Annotated in this window: 19 protein-coding genes; 8 read left to right on the top strand and 11 right to left on the bottom strand. The window is 66.1% G+C overall.

The window, feature by feature from the left end; translation table 11 throughout:
* Positions 1–237 precede the first annotated feature (237 nt).
* Positions 238–1,320 carry an acyltransferase gene (locus IM543_11695; protein ID QOY96418.1) on the top strand — a complete coding sequence of 361 codons (1,083 nt, stop codon included), beginning with the start codon at positions 238–240 and terminating at the stop codon, positions 1,318–1,320.
* 66 nt (positions 1,321–1,386) lie between these two features.
* On the top strand, positions 1,387–1,803 hold the full coding sequence (locus tag IM543_11690) for a hypothetical protein (protein QOY96417.1): 417 nt from the start codon (positions 1,387–1,389) through the stop codon (positions 1,801–1,803).
* A gap of 74 nt (positions 1,804–1,877) precedes the next feature.
* Here IM543_11690 and IM543_11685 read toward each other — a convergent pair whose 3' ends face one another.
* The 4 genes from IM543_11685 to IM543_11670 form a co-directional block, all read right to left on the bottom strand.
* Positions 1,878–2,267 (bottom strand): cupin domain-containing protein, encoded by a 390-nt coding sequence (locus IM543_11685; protein ID QOY96416.1) that lies wholly within the window; start codon positions 2,265–2,267, stop codon positions 1,878–1,880.
* Between the two features lie 89 nt (positions 2,268–2,356).
* A complete protein-coding gene (locus IM543_11680; GenBank protein ID QOY96415.1) occupies positions 2,357–2,773 on the bottom strand; it encodes a hypothetical protein in 417 nt (138 codons plus the stop codon).
* 4 nt (positions 2,774–2,777) lie between these two features.
* On the bottom strand, positions 2,778–3,560 hold the full coding sequence (locus IM543_11675; GenBank protein QOY96414.1) for a Mut7-C ubiquitin/RNAse domain-containing protein: 783 nt from the start codon (positions 3,558–3,560) through the stop codon (positions 2,778–2,780).
* Positions 3,554–4,366, bottom strand: a complete 813-nt coding sequence (locus tag IM543_11670; GenBank protein ID QOY96413.1) for a DUF72 domain-containing protein — start codon at positions 4,364–4,366, stop codon at positions 3,554–3,556. Before IM543_11670 ends, IM543_11675 begins: the two co-directional genes overlap by 7 nt.
* A 140-nt stretch (positions 4,367–4,506) precedes the next feature.
* On the opposite strand from IM543_11670, the gene trxC reads away from it, so the two are divergent.
* Entirely contained in the window at positions 4,507–4,950 is a 444-nt protein-coding gene (trxC, locus tag IM543_11665; GenBank protein ID QOY96412.1) for a thioredoxin TrxC, read from the top strand.
* Between the two features lie 113 nt (positions 4,951–5,063).
* On the top strand, positions 5,064–5,426 hold the full coding sequence (locus IM543_11660; GenBank protein ID QOY96411.1) for a hypothetical protein: 363 nt from the start codon (positions 5,064–5,066) through the stop codon (positions 5,424–5,426).
* A gap of 217 nt (positions 5,427–5,643) precedes the next feature.
* On the opposite strand, the gene IM543_11655 is transcribed toward IM543_11660, so the two are convergent.
* The 4 genes from IM543_11655 to phaC form a co-directional block, all read right to left on the bottom strand.
* Entirely contained in the window at positions 5,644–6,810 is a 1,167-nt protein-coding gene (locus IM543_11655; protein ID QOY96410.1) for a cystathionine beta-lyase, read from the bottom strand.
* 17 nt (positions 6,811–6,827) lie between these two features.
* Positions 6,828–8,180, bottom strand: coding sequence for a 30S ribosomal protein S12 methylthiotransferase RimO (rimO, locus tag IM543_11650; GenBank protein ID QOY96640.1), 1,353 nt, complete (start codon positions 8,178–8,180; stop codon positions 6,828–6,830).
* Positions 8,181–8,413: 233 nt separating this feature from the next.
* Positions 8,414–8,977, bottom strand: a complete 564-nt coding sequence (phaR, locus tag IM543_11645) for a polyhydroxyalkanoate synthesis repressor PhaR (GenBank protein QOY96409.1) — start codon at positions 8,975–8,977, stop codon at positions 8,414–8,416.
* Positions 8,978–9,326: 349 nt separating this feature from the next.
* Complete coding sequence (gene phaC / locus IM543_11640; protein ID QOY96408.1) at positions 9,327–11,066, bottom strand: class I poly(R)-hydroxyalkanoic acid synthase; 1,740 nt, start codon at positions 11,064–11,066, stop codon at positions 9,327–9,329.
* Positions 11,067–11,114: 48 nt separating this feature from the next.
* Here phaC and IM543_11635 point away from each other — a divergent pair, with 48 nt between their 5' ends.
* A complete protein-coding gene (locus IM543_11635) occupies positions 11,115–11,366 on the top strand; it encodes a hypothetical protein (GenBank protein ID QOY96843.1) in 252 nt (83 codons plus the stop codon).
* A 34-nt stretch (positions 11,367–11,400) separates the two neighbouring features.
* On the opposite strand, the gene pgeF is transcribed toward IM543_11635, so the two are convergent.
* On the bottom strand, positions 11,401–12,177 hold the full coding sequence (gene pgeF, locus IM543_11630; protein QOY96639.1) for a peptidoglycan editing factor PgeF: 777 nt from the start codon (positions 12,175–12,177) through the stop codon (positions 11,401–11,403).
* Positions 12,177–13,202: an RluA family pseudouridine synthase gene (locus IM543_11625; protein QOY96407.1), complete on the bottom strand. Its 1,026-nt coding sequence runs from the start codon at positions 13,200–13,202 to the stop codon at positions 12,177–12,179. The genes pgeF and IM543_11625 overlap by 1 nt, the downstream gene beginning before the upstream one ends.
* A gap of 97 nt (positions 13,203–13,299) precedes the next feature.
* On the opposite strand from IM543_11625, the gene IM543_11620 reads away from it, so the two are divergent.
* The gene (locus IM543_11620; protein QOY96406.1) at positions 13,300–14,136 is read left to right on the top strand and encodes an outer membrane protein assembly factor BamD; all 837 of its coding nucleotides are present in this window, start codon (positions 13,300–13,302) and stop codon (positions 14,134–14,136) included.
* 53 nt (positions 14,137–14,189) lie between these two features.
* On the opposite strand, the gene yaaA is transcribed toward IM543_11620, so the two are convergent.
* A complete protein-coding gene (gene yaaA, locus IM543_11615; GenBank protein ID QOY96405.1) occupies positions 14,190–14,960 on the bottom strand; it encodes a peroxide stress protein YaaA in 771 nt (256 codons plus the stop codon).
* A gap of 45 nt (positions 14,961–15,005) precedes the next feature.
* Here yaaA and IM543_11610 point away from each other — a divergent pair, with 45 nt between their 5' ends.
* Together IM543_11610 and IM543_11605 are read left to right on the top strand one after the other, a co-directional pair.
* Positions 15,006–15,467, top strand: a complete 462-nt coding sequence (locus IM543_11610) for a putative toxin-antitoxin system toxin component, PIN family (protein QOY96404.1) — start codon at positions 15,006–15,008, stop codon at positions 15,465–15,467.
* A 29-nt stretch (positions 15,468–15,496) separates the two neighbouring features.
* Complete coding sequence (locus IM543_11605) at positions 15,497–16,654, top strand: methionine aminotransferase (GenBank protein ID QOY96403.1); 1,158 nt, start codon at positions 15,497–15,499, stop codon at positions 16,652–16,654.
* Positions 16,655–16,679 lie beyond the last annotated feature (25 nt).

The raw sequence follows: 16,679 nt of genomic DNA, 5'->3' as shown, positions 1-16,679 counted from the left end.
AAAACCGAGTCGACGCTGCCTCTTTGAACTGGATCGTCGAGCCGGACTGGCGGCAGGGGGCAAGGCCCCCCCATGCGACGGTCGTGGCCAGGTTTGAACGACTCCACAGCCGCTTGGAACATCCGGAAACCGGATGCGCTTGCGCATTGCCGTGCGAGCGCGACACAGACGCCGCGCCAGAAGTCGGTTCCGCCAGAGACGTTTTCTCATTAAAATGCTCGGCTCTTCAGGAGAACTATGACACGGCATATTCCTTACCTAGACGGCTGGCGCGGACTGGCCATCGCCTGTCTGTTGGCCGGGCACTTTTTCCCGATTCCCGGCATGAATTTGGGGACGATCGGCGTTGCGCTGTTTTTCGTCCTGTCCGGACTATTGATGAGCCGAGTGCTGTTCCTTCAGAACATGAATATCGGCGTGTTTTATCGCAGACGCATCGCCCGGGTCTTCCCCTCGGTGGCCGTTTACCTGACTGCGGTGACAGGTCTGTATCTTGCAATGGGCCTGGAATTCGACGCTGCTGAGTTGCTGACGGCTCTCACTTTCACCAACAACTATTTCGTGACGGACCACTGGACCATGCCATTCGGGCACATCTGGTCCCTGAGTGTCGAAGAACACTCGTACGTGATCCTGTCCCTGGCAGCGCTTTGGTGCAGATCGAAAGGCGGCAGGGGAATTGCCGCTGTCGGGCTGATTCTTGCGTTCAGCCTTGCATCCATCGCCATCTATGCGATTTTCTTCGACGAGGGCTCGTCCCATTTCACCTTGAGAACGGAGGTAGCCTCGTTCGGCATATTCGCTTCAGGATTCCTGATGCTCTTGTCCGCGCACCGGCGCATCCGCCTCGAGAACGAATGGATTGCGCCGCTCGCCCTGGCCGTCGGTATCGGGTGTCACTGGTGGAGCATCCCCGCTGCGGTGAAAATCGGTATCGGGTGGGGAGCCCTGGCGATATCGATCAATACGATGCAGTATGCCGTGACCCGGTTCGCTCGCTTCTTCGAACTCGTGTGGCTGCGAAAACTGGGACTGTATTCGTTCTCCCTATATCTCTGGCAACAGCCGTTTTATCAGCTTTACCGCCATCATGGGTTGCACCCTGGCCTTGGACTGATGCTGTCCCTGGGCGCCGGATACGCCGCTTTTCACCTGGTCGAACATCCCTTGCGCAGCTACCTGAACACCCATTGGCGGGCGCAGCCCGCTACGGCTGTCACACCCGATTGTCGGATAGCTCGTCCAGACGGTGCCCGCGCGGATGGCGTCAAGGCCACGCATCCACGAGACCTGGGGCCTTGTCGGGCTGAAGGACTGTAACAAGCTGTAATACCCTGCGGCACGTGGACCAGGTTTTCTTATGATGCTTGAATCAGGAGGAGCGCCATGAAGAAACTTATCATTGTGACCGCATCGCTGGCCATGCTGGCCGGCTGCGCAGCGCCGGGGCCGAACTATTACGGCAGCCAGGCCTATCCCGGCTCGGGCGACCAGGGCCAGTGGCAGGTGGTATCGGTAACGCCGGTGCCGCTCGGTACCGGCGCGCGCGCCGCCGCCGACGGCTCGGCCGGCGCCACCACCTACAGCGCGGCGCCGGTGGTGGTGCAGCAACGCCCGGTATATGTGCAGCAGCCGGTGTATGGACCGCCACCGGTCTATGTGCAGGAACCGGTGTACCAGCCACGCTACTACTACCCGCCGGTCTCGATCGGGCTGGGCTTCAACTTCGGGCGCGGCTGGGGCCACCACCGCGGCTGGGGAGGCCATGTCGGCACACGCTTTCCGTATCGCCACCGTCGCTAGGCCGCCCGCGGCGAAAACGACGAGGCCGGCATCGCTGCCGGCCTTTTTTACACCCGTCGCCGGGCTGGCGCGGATCAGTGGCCGTGGTGCTGCTTCTCGTACTCGTCGGCCTCGGCCTTGGTGGCGTGGACGATGCCGTCCGGATGTTCCGGCGGGGTGTACAGGGTGTACAGGCGCATCGGCTCGGACTGCGAGGTATTGATGACGTTGTGCTCGGTGCCGGCCGGGATCACGACCGCGACCCCGTCTTCCAGCTTGTGTTCTTCGCCGTCCAGGATGGCCACGCCCTCGCCCGCTTCGACACGGATGAACTGGTCATGGCCTTCGTGGTGTTCCATGCCGATTTCCTCGCCCGGCTGCAGGGTCATGATGACGAGCTGGCTGCGGGCGGTGGTGTAAAGCACTTCGCGGAAATTGTTGCCCTCGAGGGTCTTCTGTTCGATGTTGATGCTGTAGCCGGACATTGCTGTTCTCCCGAAACGAAACACGCGGCTGTTGCCGCCTCGACCACATTGTATAAGAGTTAAGCGAAACGCGCGCGCAGTGCCGCCGTCTAGCGCGAACCGAACAGGTCGTGCGCGTCCAGCAGCGCATAGGCAATCTCGGGCCGCTCGCCCAGGCGGCGGCGCAGCGCGGCCGGCACCGACTGGCGCGCCTTCTTGCACAGGCCCGGTTTCTCTTCCAGCACCACGATGATGCCGCGCACCGTGCGCACCTCGTTCGGGCCCGGCTCGACGCGTAGTTCGGTGCCCAGGTTCTTGCGGATCAGCGCCTGCACGTGCCGCAGGTCTTCGTAGCTGTCGATGCGCGCGATGCGCTCGACCAGCTTCTGCTCCTGCTGGCGGGTCAGCGCGAGCGGCCGGTGGTCGGCCTGCGGGTCGGCCATGACACGCTCGCGCTCGCACACGCAGGCGCCCGGGGGGCACTCGGTGCGAATCGGAAAAGGAAACGGCGAAAGGGGTTCGCTCACGCTGTCACGCCAGGGAGTCAGGGGTCGGCGGCAATTCTACATCAGCCGGCGCAGCCGCCACGCCCTCCAGCATGGCGCACATGCGCGCATGGTGCGAGCCCTTCCAGTACACCCGGCCGCAGGCGTCGCAGGTGGTGAATGCGGTGTGGGTGGCGGCCACGCGCGGCGGCAGGCGCGCCAGCACCTCGGCTTTCGCAACCGGACGCAGCGGCAGGTTGCAGTGCAGGCACAGTGTGAACGGCCGCATCGCCGCGCCCAGGCGCAGGCGCGCGAACAGCTCGCGCAGTTGCTCGGCAGGGTCGATGGCATGCAGGTAGCAGCCCAGCTCGACGGTCCGGCGCTTGAGCAGCTCGCGGTCGCGGGTGAGCAGCACCCGCCCTTCCTGTTGCGCGATGCGGGCGATCTCGTCGTCGTGGTAATGGTTGGCGTACAGCGTGTCGTAGCCGGCCATGCGCAGCAGCCGCGCCAGCCCGCCCAGGTGGGCGTCGGCGACAAACCGGGCAGGTCCCGGCGGCCACGCGCGCAGGCGCTGCAGCGGGCGGACGTCGAGCAGGCCGAAGGCCGGATAGACCGCGACCCGGTCGTTCTCGCGCAGCAGATGTTCGAAGCCGCTCGAGGCGCCGTTCACCAGCACCAGCTCGACCTCGGTGTGGGGCACGCCCAGCGCCTCGATCATGTGCTTGACGCTCGCTGCGCGCGCGCAGGACATGCTGAACTCGCGGCCGCGCCGGGCGCGCGGCAGGAACTCGCCCAAGCCGTCGTAGAAGCGGAAGCTGGCCGTCACCATGGTGGCGCCAGTATCGCAGCTTCGTCGAGCGCGCGCGCGCCAGGACCGTGCAGCAGCTGCAGCGCGTTCGGCACCGCCTCGAACGCGGCCGTATTGTCGAAGATGCACCAGCAGTCGCGCCCGGCTGCGGTGGACTGCGCCAGTACCCGGCGCACCGATTCGACGTACTCCGGCGAGTAAGGCGAGTAGTAGATGCGTGGCGCGCCGTGCAAGCGCACGTAGACCGTCTCCAAGCTGGTCGGCACGTGCGGGCCCGGCTGGCCGGCGGCCGGGTCGGCGATCACGCGCGCGACCCGGCTTTCCGTCAACAGCGCGGTGGCGGCCTCCGAGAACCAGCTCGGATGGCGCGCCTCGAAGGCCAGCGCGCAGCCGAACACGTCATGCAGGCGGCCGAACAAGGCCCGCGCCGACGCATCGACGAAACCGAACTTCGGCGGCAGCTGCACCAGCACGCAGCCCAGCTTCGTGCCCAGCTCGCCGGCCTCGGCGGCAAACTGCAGCAAGTGCCCTTCCACGTTCTCCATGCGCGCATCGTGCGTGATGGCGCGCGGCAGCTTCACCGAGAAACGGAAATCGGCGGGCACGCAGGCCGCCCACTTGGCATAGGTTGCCGCCCGGTGCGGACGGTAGAAGGACGAGTTGATTTCCACCGCGGGGAACACGGCGGCGTAGCGCTCCAGGTGGCTGCCGGCGACGGGAAAGTGCGCGGCCTCGGCCTTCGGCAGGCTCCAGCCCGCGCACCCGACCAGCAGGCGGCCGGGTGCGCCGGGGAGATTGCCGGGGTGATTGCTAGCATCATCGCTCATCGGTCATCGGTCTGGCGAAAAGTACAATATCTTGATTCTACGGAATGCCCGCCGGCGGCGGCGCAGCACTGGGCCGCGCCTGCGGGTCGGCGCTGATCGGCTTACAATGGACGGGTACCCGTTGAATGGAGGAGAACCCGATGAGCGACCCGATCCACGTCGTCTGCCCGCACTGCGATGCCGTCAACCGGCTCGACCAGGCGCGCCTGCGCGACGCGCCGGTATGCGGCAAATGTTCGCAGGCCCTGTTCGCCGGCCGCCCGCTGGAGGTCGACAGCGCGCGTTTCAGCAAGCACGTGGCGCGCAACGACATCCCGGTGCTGGTCGATTTCTGGGCCGAGTGGTGCGGCCCCTGCAAGATGATGGCGCCCCACTTCGCGCAGGCGGCGCAGCGGCTCGAGCCGGCGGTGCGCCTGCTCAAGGTCGACACCGAACGCAGCCAGGACCTGGCGGCGCAATTCAGCATCCGCAGCATTCCGACCCTGGCCCTGTTCCGCGGCGGTCGGGAGATTGCACGCCAGGCCGGCGCCATGGATGCGGGCCGCCTGGTGGCCTGGGTCGAATCGCAGCTGGGACCGCGTTGACGAGCCGGACTTGAAGAACCCGGGTCCGGCCTCATGTTGACAATACGGCAGCACACGCTGCTACAATGCGTCGCGTACGGGGCGTTCCCGTGTTCTCATCGAGGAGAAAACTGATGTCGCAAGACCTGGTAATGGATCGCGGGACCGAAGACGCCAAGCAGTTCGCGCGCATCCTGTATGTCGCCCACGCCCTGACCTTCCTGTTCTCGGCCGGCATGCTGTCGATCCTGGTGCTGATCGTCAACTACGTGAAGCGTCCGGAGACCCAGGGCACCATCGTCTATTCGCACCACAGCTGGATGATCCGCTCGTTCTGGTGGTACCTGGCATGGTCGATCGTGGCGTGGGTGATCGCGGTCACCATCATCGGCATTCCGGTTGCCCTGCTGGTGTGGGGCGTGGCCTGGCTGTGGGCGGCCTACCGCATCATCCGCGGCTTCCTGGACCTGAACAGCAACCGGGCGATGCCGGGCTGAGGCCGGCGGGCGCGCCGCCCGTCCGCGTCGAGGCCAGGCAAGGCCAGCCAAGGCCAGCAAGGACAAAGGGACGTTCGCAGCGATGCGACCGTCCCTTTTGCCATACGGCGCGCGCCTTGCTACCTGATTCTTCAGCGGTTCATTCGCGTAGCCGTGGTGGACGCCGACCACGAACGCCCTGCCGTCGCCGGCCGGGCCGACCACACCACGGTTCACCCTAGAGCTTCGTGAGCGCCTGCTCGATGTCGGCGAGCAGGTCGGCCGTGTCTTCCAGGCCGATATTGAAGCGCACCAGCACGCCCTCTTCCTGCCAGTGGCTGCGGATCGCGCGGATCCGGTAAGGCATCACCAGGCTGTTCGGGCCGCCCCAGCTGTAGCCGATGCCGAACAGGCGCAGTGCATCGACGAAGCGGTCGGTCTGTTGTTCGGTATAACGTGGGTCGAACAGCACCGAGAACAGGCCGCCCGCGCCCTTGAAATCGCGTTTCCAATGGGCGTGGCCCGGGCAGTCCTCGAAGGCCGGGTGCAGCACCCTGGCGATTTCGGGGCGGGCCTTGAGCCAGGCCGCCACCGTGCGCGCGCCCGCGTCATGGGCCTCGAAACGCAGCTTCATGCTGGGCAGCCCGCGCATCACCAGGTAGGCGTCGTCGGCGCCCACGCCCAGGCCCAGGCGCATGTGGGCCTGCGCCAGCCGCTCGTTCAGTGCGCGATCCCGGGTGATCACGGCGCCCATCAACAGGTCGGCGCCGCCCGACTGGTACTTGGTCAGTGCGTGCATGACGATGTCGGCGCCGACATCGAAGCCGCGCAGCGCCAGGCCGGCCGACCAGGTGTTGTCGAGCGCGACCGGCACGCCCTTGTCCTTCGCCGCCTGGCAGATCGCGGGCAGGTCCGCCACTTCCATCGATACCGAACCGGGCGCCTCGGCCCAGACCAGCTTCGTGTTCGGCTGGATCAGCTCGGCAATGCCGCTACCGATCATCGGATCGTAGAAACGCGCGCTCACGCCGAAATCCCGCGCCAGCCAGCGGCCCAGTTCGCGGTTGGGGTTGTAGACGTTCTCGGGCAGCAGCACGTCGTCGCCGCTTGCCAGCAACGCGAAGTTGACCATCGCGATCGCCGCCAGGCCCGAGGGCGCGAGCAGGCAGTGCCGGCCGCCCTCGATCTGCGCCAGGCGCGCTTCCAGCGTGAAGGTGGTGGGGGTGCCGTGCAGTCCGTAGGTGTAGCCCGTCTTGTCCTTCCACTGCCCCGCGCGCATCGCGGCCACGTTCTCGAACAGGACCGTGGAGGCGCGGTGCACGGCCGGGGGAAAGGCATCGAAGCCGGCCGGCGCCTCGTAGTCGCTGTGGATCAGGGAGGTCTGGACCGTCTTCGTCATGTGCATGCGCTTTCTCGAAAAACTCAGGCCACGGTGGCCCACAGGTCGTGGGCGTCGGCCTTGGTGATCACCACGTCGATGAACTGGCCCACGGCCGGCTTGGCCTTGCCCGGCACCAGGGCGCGCCTGATGTGCACCACACCGTCGATTTCCGGGGCATCGGCCGCACTGCGCCCGATCGCCTCGCGCGGGCCGACCTCGTCGACCAGCACGCGCATGGTCTTGCCGACCTTGGCCTGCATGCGCTTGAGCGAAATCTCTTCCTGCAGCAGCATGACGCGCGCGCGGCGTTCCTCGCGGACGCTTTCCGGCACCGGGTTGTCCAGCGCGTTGGCGGTCGCGCCCTCGACCGGCGAATAGGCGAAGCAGCCCAGGCGGTCGATCTGCGCCTCGCGCAGGAAGTCCAGCAGGTATTCGAATTCTTCTTCGGTCTCGCCCGGGAAGCCGGCAATGAAGGTCGAGCGGATGGTCAGGTCCGGATTCATCTTGCGCCATGCCAGGATGCGGTCGAGGTTCTTCTCGCCGCTGGCCGGGCGCTTCATGCGCTTCAGGACATCCGGGTGCGCGTGCTGCATCGGGATGTCGAGGTAAGGCAGCACGTGGCCGTCGCCCATCAGCGGAATCACCGCGTCGACGTGCGGATACGGGTAGACGTAGTGCATGCGCACCCAGGCGTCGTACTGGCGCGCCATCTTGCCCAGTTCCTCGGTCAGCTGGGTCATGTGGGTCCGGACCGGGCGGCCGTTCCAGAACCCGAGGCGGAACTTGACGTCGACGCCGTAGGCGCTGGTGTCCTGCGAAATGACGAGCAGTTCCTTGACGCCGGCCTTGAACAGGTTCTCGGCTTCCTGCAGCACCTCGTGGATCGGGCGCGATACCAGGTCGCCGCGCATCGACGGGATGATGCAGAAGCTGCAGCGGTGGTTGCAGCCTTCCGAGATCTTCAGGTAGGCGTAGTGCTTCGGGGTCAGCTTGACGCCGTGGTCGGGCACCAGGTCGATGAAGGGATCGTGCGGCTTGGGCAGGTGCAGGTGGACCGATTCCATCACCTCGGTGACGGCGTGCGGGCCGGTCACGGCCAGCACCTTCGGGTGCACCTTGGTGATGATGTCGTCGCCCGCGGCATCCTTCTTGGCGCCCAGGCAGCCGGTGACGATGACCTTGCCGTTCTCGGCCAGCGCTTCGCCGATCGCGTCGAGCGATTCCTGCACCGCGGCGTCGATGAAGCCGCAGGTGTTGACGATCACGAGATCGGCGCCGTCATAGGAATTGGCGGTCTGGTAGCCCTCGGCGCGCAGCTGGGTCAGGATCTGCTCGGAATCGACCAGCGCCTTCGGACAGCCGAGCGACACGAAGCCGACTTTCGGCGCGACCAGGCCGGCGGCCGGGCTCGGAATGACGAGCGATGGGACGGGATCGGCGACGGCTGCGGCGGTATCGGCGGAGGCGACAGGAATACGGCGAAGTTCGGTCATGGGCGGACGACAAGGAATCTGGGCAATCCGCGATTGTACCCGAACCGGGTGTGCCGGTGGAACCGAGGGAGCGACTTGCCGGCCCGGGGCTGGGCCGGCGCGTGTCTCGGAAAAACGACTGCTTGCTTGAATGCTTACTTCTTGTCGGTCGGCGGGGTCATGCCCGGGAACGGGAAGGCGCCGAACATCGCCTTGCTCTGGCTCTGCATCTGCTCCTGCATCTGCAGGAACAGGTTCTTCGACTGGTCGATGTAGTTGTTCATCATGCCCTGCATCATCGGGCCCTGGACGTTCATGAACTGGGTCCACATCTCTGGACTGAACGGCTTGCCTTCGAGGGCGCCGGCCGCGTTACTGGTGAACTTGTTCTGGATATCGGTGAAGGCCTGCACGTTCTTTTCCAGGTAGGAGCCCATCATGCCCTGCATCGCATGGCCGTAGTAACGGATGATCTGGGCCAGCACCGAGCTGGAGAACATGGGAACGCCGTTGGCTTCTTCTTCCAGGATGATCTGGAGCAAAATGCTGCGGGTCAGGTCTTCGTTGCTCTTGGCGTCCACCACGGTAAATTCGTCGGCATCGAGCACCAACTGCTTCACGTCGGTCAGGGTGATGTAGGAACTGGTCTGGGTATCGTACAGACGGCGGTTCGGATATTTCTTGATCAGGCGTTCAGCACTCTTCTTTGCACTACTCATTTCATGTCTCATCGTTGTGCGTTGCGGCAGCGTCGGCCGCACGCTATTCTTCTTGATTGGTCACCAAAAAAACCGGCCGCTGGGCCGTTCCCTCCAGCAGTGCGATCGCATTGCCTTGCCTTGCCTTGCGGGACGGACAAGCCCACACCTTACCACGAGCCGCGCGCAGGTGCAGCAATTATTAGACTACAAACTTCCGTGGTGAATTTGATATGACCGGAGGGTAGAACCGGTAGGGTGGACAGGTTTTCTGCCCACGCGTTCAGCTGACGGATACTTTGCCGAAGTGCATCGACTGTCTGAACGCGTGGGCGGAACACCCGCCCACCCTACGGACGACGCGCGCGGCTTATTCCGCGCGCGCCTTGACGTAGCGGCCCGGCGCCGGCTCGATCGCACGGTACTTCCCGTTGCCGAACGCCGTCGGCGCCGGCTGGTCCGCCCCGCCGTTCTCGGCCAGGAAGCTGGCCCATTCCGGCCACCAGCTGCCCTTCTGTTCCAGCGCGCCGGCGAACCAGGCCTCGGCCGTCTTCGGGCGCGACTTGCCGCCCTTGTCGTTGGTCCAGTAGCTGCGCTTGTTCTTCGAGGTCGGGTTGATCACGCCCGCGATGTGGCCGGAGGCGCCCAGCACGTAGCGGTTGGCCTTCGGGTTCCCGGGGTTGAGCAGGTTCATCGAGGCGAACGCCGCTTCCCAGGGCACGATGTGGTCTTCCTTCGAGCCGTACAGGAAGACCGGGCAGTCGATCTTGCCCAGGTCCACCGGCACCCCGCACACGCTGAGCGCGCCCGGCACTTTCAGCTTGTTCTCCAGGTAGGTATTGCGCAGGTACCAGCAGAACATCGGGCCCGGCAGGTTGGTGCTGTCGGCGTTCCAGTACAGCAGGTCGAAGGCCGGCGGCTCCTTGCCCTTGAGGTAGTTCTGCTGCACGTAGTTCCACACCAGGTCGTTCGGGCGCAGGGCCGAGAAGGTGGTGGCCAGGTCGCGGCCCGGCATCAGCCCCCCGCCGCCGAGGCTCTGCTCGCGCAGCGCCACCTGGGTTTCGTCGACGAAGACCTCGAGCACGCCGGTGTCCTGGAAGTCGAGCAGCGTGGTCAGGAGCGACAGGCTGGCGGCCGGCTGCTGGCCGCGCGCCGCCAGCACCGCGAGCGCGGTGGCGGCGATGGTGCCGCCCACGCAGAAACCGAACACATGGCTCTTGTCCTGCCCGCTGATCTCGCGCACCACCTCGATCGCCTTGATCGCCCCGAGTTCGACGTAATCGTCCCAGCGCACATTGCCCATTGCGCGGTCGGGATTGCGCCAGGAAACCATGAACACGGTATTGCCCTGCTCCACCACGTAGCGCACCAGCGAGTTCTCCGGCTGCAGGTCGAGGATGTAGAACTTGTTGATGCAGGGCGGAATCATCAGGAGCGGCACCGCCTTCACGCTCGGGGTCGCCGGGGTGTACTGGATCAGCTGGAACAGCTCGTTCTCGAACACCACCTGGCCCGGCGTGCCGCCCACGTTGCGGCCGACTTCGAAGGCCGACTCGTCGGACTGCGAGATGCGGCCCTTCTGCAGATCGGCCAGCATGTTGGCCAGGCCCTTGGCCAGGCTTTCGCCCTTGGTCTCGATCAGCTTCTTCTGCGCTTCCGGGTTGGTGGCGAAGAAATTGGCCGGCGACATGGCATCGACCATCTGCTGGACCGCGAAGCGGATCTTCTGGCGCTCGCGCGGCGCCGCCTCGACGGCGTCGGCCAGGGCCAGCAGAAATTCGGCATTGAGCAGGTAGGACGCGGCCGAGAAGGCGGACATCGGGTTCTCGCGCCACTCGGTGCTGGAAAAGCGCCGGTCGTGGAGTTCCGGCGACTTGCCGCTGACGAAGTCCTGCCACAGCTGGCCGGCCTTCCTGAGGTAATCGCCGCGCAGGCTTTCCAGCCTGGCCGGGGCAATGCCGGCGCCGACGTCCTTGAGGATGCCGGCCAGGGGGTTGGCGCCGGCTTGCGGCATCATGGCCGGCATCGTCATCCAGCCCTGCCAGATGCTCGGGTCGGTGAACTGGGTCATCCAGGAGGCGGCAAAAGCTTGGGGGTCAGGCATGTTCATGTCAGCATCCGTTGTTTAGAATCGGGGTCTACAACCTTGGAGAAAAGCATGTGGATCGTCGCCGTTGCCTGGATTTACGTGGTCGCCCTGATGGCAGCGACCGAACCGACCATCGTGCACGGCCTGATGACGTTCATGTTCTATTGCGCCCTGCCATTATCCATTGTTTTCTATCTGACAGGGTCAAAACGGCGACGCGCGCGCCGCGCAGCGCAGGCGCGCAGCAAGGCTGCCGGGGCGCCCGCGGGGGAGCCCGCAGCGAAGCCGGCCCCGGGCGGCGATGGTGTGGAACAGCGGTGAAGCAACTCGGCATTGTGATCCGCCGCCACAGCGCTTATTTGATCCAGATCAGACTCGCCTGGCGGCCGGTGACCCGGTCGCGCCGGTACGAATAGAAGCGCTGGGGCGCCGAGAAGGTGCACATGCCGCCGCCATGCACGCGGGTGATCCCCTCGCGTGCCAGCATCAACCGCGCCAGCGCGAAGATATCGGCCCAAAATTTTACCGGTTGGTCAAATTTCGGTCTGAACGCGGCCAGGGTCGCCGCGCCCGGCAACGCGGCCATGAAGGCCGCGCGCACATCCTCGCCCACTTCGAAGGCGTCCGGCCCGATTGCCGGCCCCATCCAGGCCGTGATCTCGCCCGCGCCGGCGGCGCGCATGGCGCGCACGGTCTGGCCCAGCACGCCGCCGGCCAGTCCGCGCCAGCCGGCGTGGGCCGCGCCCACCACCTTGCCGTCGAGATCGGCAAACAGCACCGGCAGGCAGTCGGCCGTCAGGATCGCGCACACGGGGCCGGCCCGCGTGGCGATGCTGGCGTCGCCGGTACGCACCGGCTGGTCGGGGCCGACGCTGCCGGCATCGACCACATCGGCGCCATGCACCTGGGCGATCCAGGCCGGACGGCCCGGCAAATACGCCTGCAGGCGCGCGCGGTTGCGCCGCACGGCCTCGGGATCGTCGCCGCAATGCATGCCCAGGTTCAGGCCGCCACCACCCTTGCCGTCGTCGTAGGCCCCCTGACTACAGCCGCCATCGCGGCCGGTCGCCAGCGCGCCGACTTGCGCGGGCAGGTCCGGCCAGTCCGGCCATACCAGGGCGGCGGCGTCCATCATGCCGCGCTGCCGTCGCCGTCGTCGTCATCGCCGGGCTCGGCGATGCCGGCCCTGGCGATCAGCTCGGCGAAGTCGGCGGCCAGCGGCACCGTCCATTCGCAGGGCTCGCCCGTGCCCGGGTGCACCAGGCCGAGACGGCGGGCCTGCAGGGCCTGGCGGTGGAACACCGGCACCAGGTGCTGCTTGCCATAGACCGAATCGCCCACCAGCGCAAAGCCCAGGTGCTGCATGTGCACACGAATCTGGTGGGTGCGGCCGGTCTCCAGGCTGCAGCGCACCAGCGACACCGGGCGGCGGTCCAGGGTACCGACGGCGACGCGCTTGAAGTGGGTGATGGCCGGCTTGGCGAAGGGGCTCGACGAGACCGCCATCTTGACCCGGTCCTTCGGATGGCGTCCCATCGGCGAATCGATGGTGCCGCGCGCTTGCGGCGTGCCCCACACCAGCGCGAAGTATTCGCGCTTGACGGTGCGCGCCTGCAGTTGGCGCACCAGGTCGGTCTGGGCGGCCAGGGTCTTGCCGACCACCATCAGGCCGCTGGTGTCCTTGTCGAGACGGTGCACGATGCCGGCGCGCGGCACGCCCACCAGTTGCGGGCAATGGTGCAGCAAGCCGTTGAGCAAGGTGCCCGACCAGTTGCCGGCGCCCGGGTGGACCACCAGCCCGGCCGGCTTGTTGACGACCAGGATGTCCTCGTCTTCGTGGACGATTTCCAGCGCCATGGGCTCGGGCGTGAAGGCGGTGTCTTCCGGCGCGGCCTGGGGTTCGATGAGCACGGTCTCGTCGCCGTAGGCGGTGTCCTTGCCGCGCGCCGGCTTGCCGTCGACCTTGACGAAGCCGCCTTCGAACCAGAGCTGCAGGCGGCTGCGCGAGAACTGCGGCACCAGGCCGGCGATCACCTTGTCGAGGCGCTGGCCGCAGGCCTCGGGGTCCAGGTGCAGGGTGATCGGCGACAGGTCGGTCTTGGCGTCGAGCTCGAACCCGGCCTCCATATCGTCATCTAAATCGGAGTCGAGAGGCATTTCCGCCGAATTCGGCGCAGGAGTTAATATCACGTGAGTCCCATCGGCTATAATCAGCCGTTCGTTGAATCTAGGTAAAACTTTCTTGCAAAGAGCTATGCAAAAAAAATTGTCTGTGTTGGTCGCCGCTTGCGCGTTCGTCGGTCTGTCCGCTTGCAGCATCTTGCCGAAAGCCGGCGACGACACCAAAAATTGGTCAGCGGAGAAATTATACGCTGAGGCACGCGATGAGATGAACGGCGGCCACTATGAAGCGGCGATCAAGCTGTTCGAACGGCTCGAATCGAACTATCCGTTCGGCACCTATGCCGCGCAAGCGCAGATGGAAATTGCGTACGCCCATTACAAGGCCCAGGACCAGGCCGAGGCGCTGGCCGCGGTCGAGCGTTTCATCAAGCTGCACCCGAATCATCCGCAGGTCGACTACATGTATTACCTGCGCGGCCTGATCAACTTCAACGACCAACTCGGTTTCCTGAGCTTCATCTATTCGCAGGACCCGACCGAACGCGACCCGCGGGCCACCCGCGAAGCCTTTGCCGCGTTCAAGGTCCTGGTCGACAAGTTCCCGAACAGCAAGTACCGCGACGATGCGGTCGCGCGCATGAACTACCTGGTCAATGCCATGGCCCAGTACGAAGTGCACGTGGCGAATTATTACTACCGCCGCGGCGCCTACCTGGCGGCGCTGAACCGCGCCCAGTTGGCGGTGCAGGACTACACCGACGCCCCGGCGCGCGAAGAAGCGCTGTACCTCATGATGCGCAGCTACGACAAGCTCGGCATGCCGGTGCTGCGCGACGATACCCAGCGCGTGCTGGTGCTGAACTACCCGAACAGCCGCTTCCTGAACCCGGACGCCCAGGGCGACGCCCCATGGTGGCGCTTCTGGTCGAAGTCGGGCCCGAAGGCCGCACCGAAAGACGCGCTGTAAGTGCCGCAGGCGGCGCGGCATGGCCGCGCCGCGCCATCGTCCGGCTTGTCGCCTCAGGCGGCCAGTTTGCGGCGGAACACCCAGTTGTGCTGGCTTGATGCCGCCGCATCGTAGGCGTAGCCGTCGACGTCGAAGTCCTTGAGCCGCTCCGGATCGCGGATCGCGTGCTGCGCCGCGTAGCGCGCCATCATGCCGCGGGCGCGCTTGGCAAAGAACGAGATGATCTTGTACTTGCCGTTTTTCCAGTCTTCGAACTGCGGCGTGATCACCGGCGCGGCCAGCAGTGTCGGCTTCACCGACTTGAAGTATTCCTCCGACGCCAGGTTGACCAGGGCCGGCGCTTTCAGCTCCAGGAGCTGGGCATTGAGCGCGTCGGTCACGCGCTCGCCCCAGAAGGCATACAGGTTGTTGCCGCGGCCGTTCTTCAGGCGCGTGCCCATTTCCAGGCGGTACGGGTGCATGCGGTCCAGCGGCCGCAGCAGACCGTACAGGCCCGACAGGATGCGCAGGTGGCGCTGGGCATAGGCAAGGGCCTCCGGCGCCAGCGTGCGCGCATCCAGGCCGGCATACACGTCGCCGTTGAACGACATGATCGCCTGGCGCGCCTCGGCGTGGTCTTCGCTCCAGTGCGCATAACGCGACACGTTGAGCATGGCCAGGCTGTCCGACAGGTCCATCAGCTCGGCGACCTGGCCTGGCGAATAGGTCCGCAGCACCGCGATCAGTTCGGCGGCGCGCGGGATGAAGTCCGGGGTGGTGTGCGTGGTGGTGGTGCTGGGGGATTCGAGGTCGAGGGATTTGGCGGGCGACAGGACAATCAGCATCGTTTCAGACAGCTTTGCAAAGTTAACTACAGAAAAATTTCCCGCATGATACCCGCTTTTACCCCGGACCCCGGCAAACCCGTCGTCATCGACACCAATGTCTGCCTCGACCTGTTCGTGTTCCGCGACCCGCGCTGGGCGCCGCTGCTGGCGGCGCTGGAATCGGGCGAGCTTGCCGCCGTGACGCGCGCCGATTGCCGCGACGAATACCGCGTGGTCCTGCACTACCCGCATCTGCCGCTCGACGAGGCCACCCGCGCCGAGGCCGCGGCGCGTTTCGACGCCCTGCTGACGGTAGTCGCCCCGGATCCGAAGCAGGTCCGCCTGCCGGTCTGCACCGACCGCGACGACCAGAAGTTCCTGGAGATCGCGCGCGACGCCGGCGCCGATGTCCTGATCACCAAGGACAAGGCCCTGCTCAAGCTGGGCCGGCGCACCGCGCGAGAAGGGCTGTTCAGGATCATGGTTCCCGAAGCCTGGCTCAAGGCCATGCAAGCGCCGCGCTAGAATGCAGCACCGAAGCATCCATTGAAACCATGAGCACTCCCGCATTGCGCACCCGCCTGCCCGCCGTGGGCACCACCATCTTCACCCGGATGTCGCAACTCGCCCTCGAGCACGGCGCCGTCAACCTGGGCCAGGGCTTTCCCGATTTCGGCTGCGATCCCCGACTGGTCGAACTGGTCGACGAGGCCATGCGCGCCGGCCACAACCAGTATCCCCCCATGAGCGGCGTGCCGGCCCTGCGCGCGGCGATCGCCGCCAAGATCGCCGCGCTCTACGGCCGCAGCTACGACGACGCCACCGAGATCACGGTCACCAGCGGCGCCTCGCAGGCGATCCAGTCGGCCATCCTGTGCAGCGTGCACCCGGGCGACGAGGTAATCGTGATCGAGCCGGCCTACGACTGCTACCTGCCCGCGATCGCGCTGGCGGGCGGGGTGCCGGTGCCGGTGCCGATGCGGGTCGACGAGCACGGCTACAGCGTGCCCTGGGAACGGGTGGCGGCCGCCGTCACGCCGCGCACCCGCATGATCGTGGTGAACTCGCCGCACAACCCGACCGGCTCGATCCTGCGCGCCGCCGACCTGGACGCGCTGGCCGCGATCGTCGACGGCAGCGAGATCCTGATCCTGTCGGACGAGGTGTACGAGCACATGGTCTTCGACGGCGAAGCGCACGCCTCGGTGGCGCGCGAGCCGCGGCTGGCCGAGCGCGCCTTCCTGATCTCGAGCTTCGGCAAGACCTACCACGTGACCGGCTGGAAGGTGGGCTATGTCGCCGCCCCGGCGCCGCTCATGGCGGAGTTCCGCAAGGTCCACCAGTACAATGTGTTCACGGTGAACACGCCGATGCAGCACGCGATCGCCGCCTACATGGCCGACCCGCGGCCCTGTCTCGAACTGCCGGCCTTCTACCAGAAAAAGCGCGACCTGTTCCGCGACGGCCTGGCCGGCTCGCGTTTCACGCTGCTGCCGGCGGACGGCACCTACTTCCAGTGCGTGCGCTATGGCGCGATCTCGGCGCTGCCGGAGGCGGAATTCGCCGAGTGGCTGACGGTGGAGGCGAAGGTGGCGGCGATTCCGGTGTCGGCCTTCTACAGCCGGCCGACCGAGTCGGGCGTGGTGCGTTTCTGCTTCGCGAAGCGGGACGAGACGCTGGAACAGGCGCTGGAGACCCTGCGCCGGCTGTGAACGCGGCTGCCGCGACGGGACCGGG

The organism is Massilia sp. UMI-21, from assembly GCA_015277795.1.
In the GTDB taxonomy this organism is placed as follows: domain Bacteria; phylum Pseudomonadota; class Gammaproteobacteria; order Burkholderiales; family Burkholderiaceae_D; genus Telluria.
The sequence above is the reverse complement of the archived record's forward strand: the minus strand, read 5'-3'. Positions and strand labels throughout refer to the sequence as shown.

Coding starts and splice junctions, on each gene's coding strand:
- IM543_11695 (QOY96418.1), top strand. CDS start 238: ATGACACGGCATATTCCTTACCTAGACGGCTGGCGCGGACTGGCCATC.
- IM543_11690 (QOY96417.1), top strand. CDS start 1,387: ATGAAGAAACTTATCATTGTGACCGCATCGCTGGCCATGCTGGCCGGC.
- IM543_11685 (QOY96416.1), bottom strand. CDS start 2,267: ATGTCCGGCTACAGCATCAACATCGAACAGAAGACCCTCGAGGGCAAC.
- IM543_11675 (QOY96414.1), bottom strand. CDS start 3,560: ATGGTGACGGCCAGCTTCCGCTTCTACGACGGCTTGGGCGAGTTCCTG.
- IM543_11670 (QOY96413.1), bottom strand. CDS start 4,366: ATGAGCGATGATGCTAGCAATCACCCCGGCAATCTCCCCGGCGCACCC.
- trxC (QOY96412.1), top strand. CDS start 4,507: ATGAGCGACCCGATCCACGTCGTCTGCCCGCACTGCGATGCCGTCAAC.
- IM543_11660 (QOY96411.1), top strand. CDS start 5,064: ATGTCGCAAGACCTGGTAATGGATCGCGGGACCGAAGACGCCAAGCAG.
- IM543_11655 (QOY96410.1), bottom strand. CDS start 6,810: ATGCACATGACGAAGACGGTCCAGACCTCCCTGATCCACAGCGACTAC.
- phaR (QOY96409.1), bottom strand. CDS start 8,977: ATGAGTAGTGCAAAGAAGAGTGCTGAACGCCTGATCAAGAAATATCCG.
- phaC (QOY96408.1), bottom strand. CDS start 11,066: ATGAACATGCCTGACCCCCAAGCTTTTGCCGCCTCCTGGATGACCCAG.
- IM543_11635 (QOY96843.1), top strand. CDS start 11,115: ATGTGGATCGTCGCCGTTGCCTGGATTTACGTGGTCGCCCTGATGGCA.
- pgeF (QOY96639.1), bottom strand. CDS start 12,177: ATGGACGCCGCCGCCCTGGTATGGCCGGACTGGCCGGACCTGCCCGCG.
- IM543_11625 (QOY96407.1), bottom strand. CDS start 13,202: ATGCCTCTCGACTCCGATTTAGATGACGATATGGAGGCCGGGTTCGAG.
- IM543_11620 (QOY96406.1), top strand. CDS start 13,300: ATGCAAAAAAAATTGTCTGTGTTGGTCGCCGCTTGCGCGTTCGTCGGT.
- yaaA (QOY96405.1), bottom strand. CDS start 14,960: ATGCTGATTGTCCTGTCGCCCGCCAAATCCCTCGACCTCGAATCCCCC.
- IM543_11610 (QOY96404.1), top strand. CDS start 15,006: ATGATACCCGCTTTTACCCCGGACCCCGGCAAACCCGTCGTCATCGAC.
- IM543_11605 (QOY96403.1), top strand. CDS start 15,497: ATGAGCACTCCCGCATTGCGCACCCGCCTGCCCGCCGTGGGCACCACC.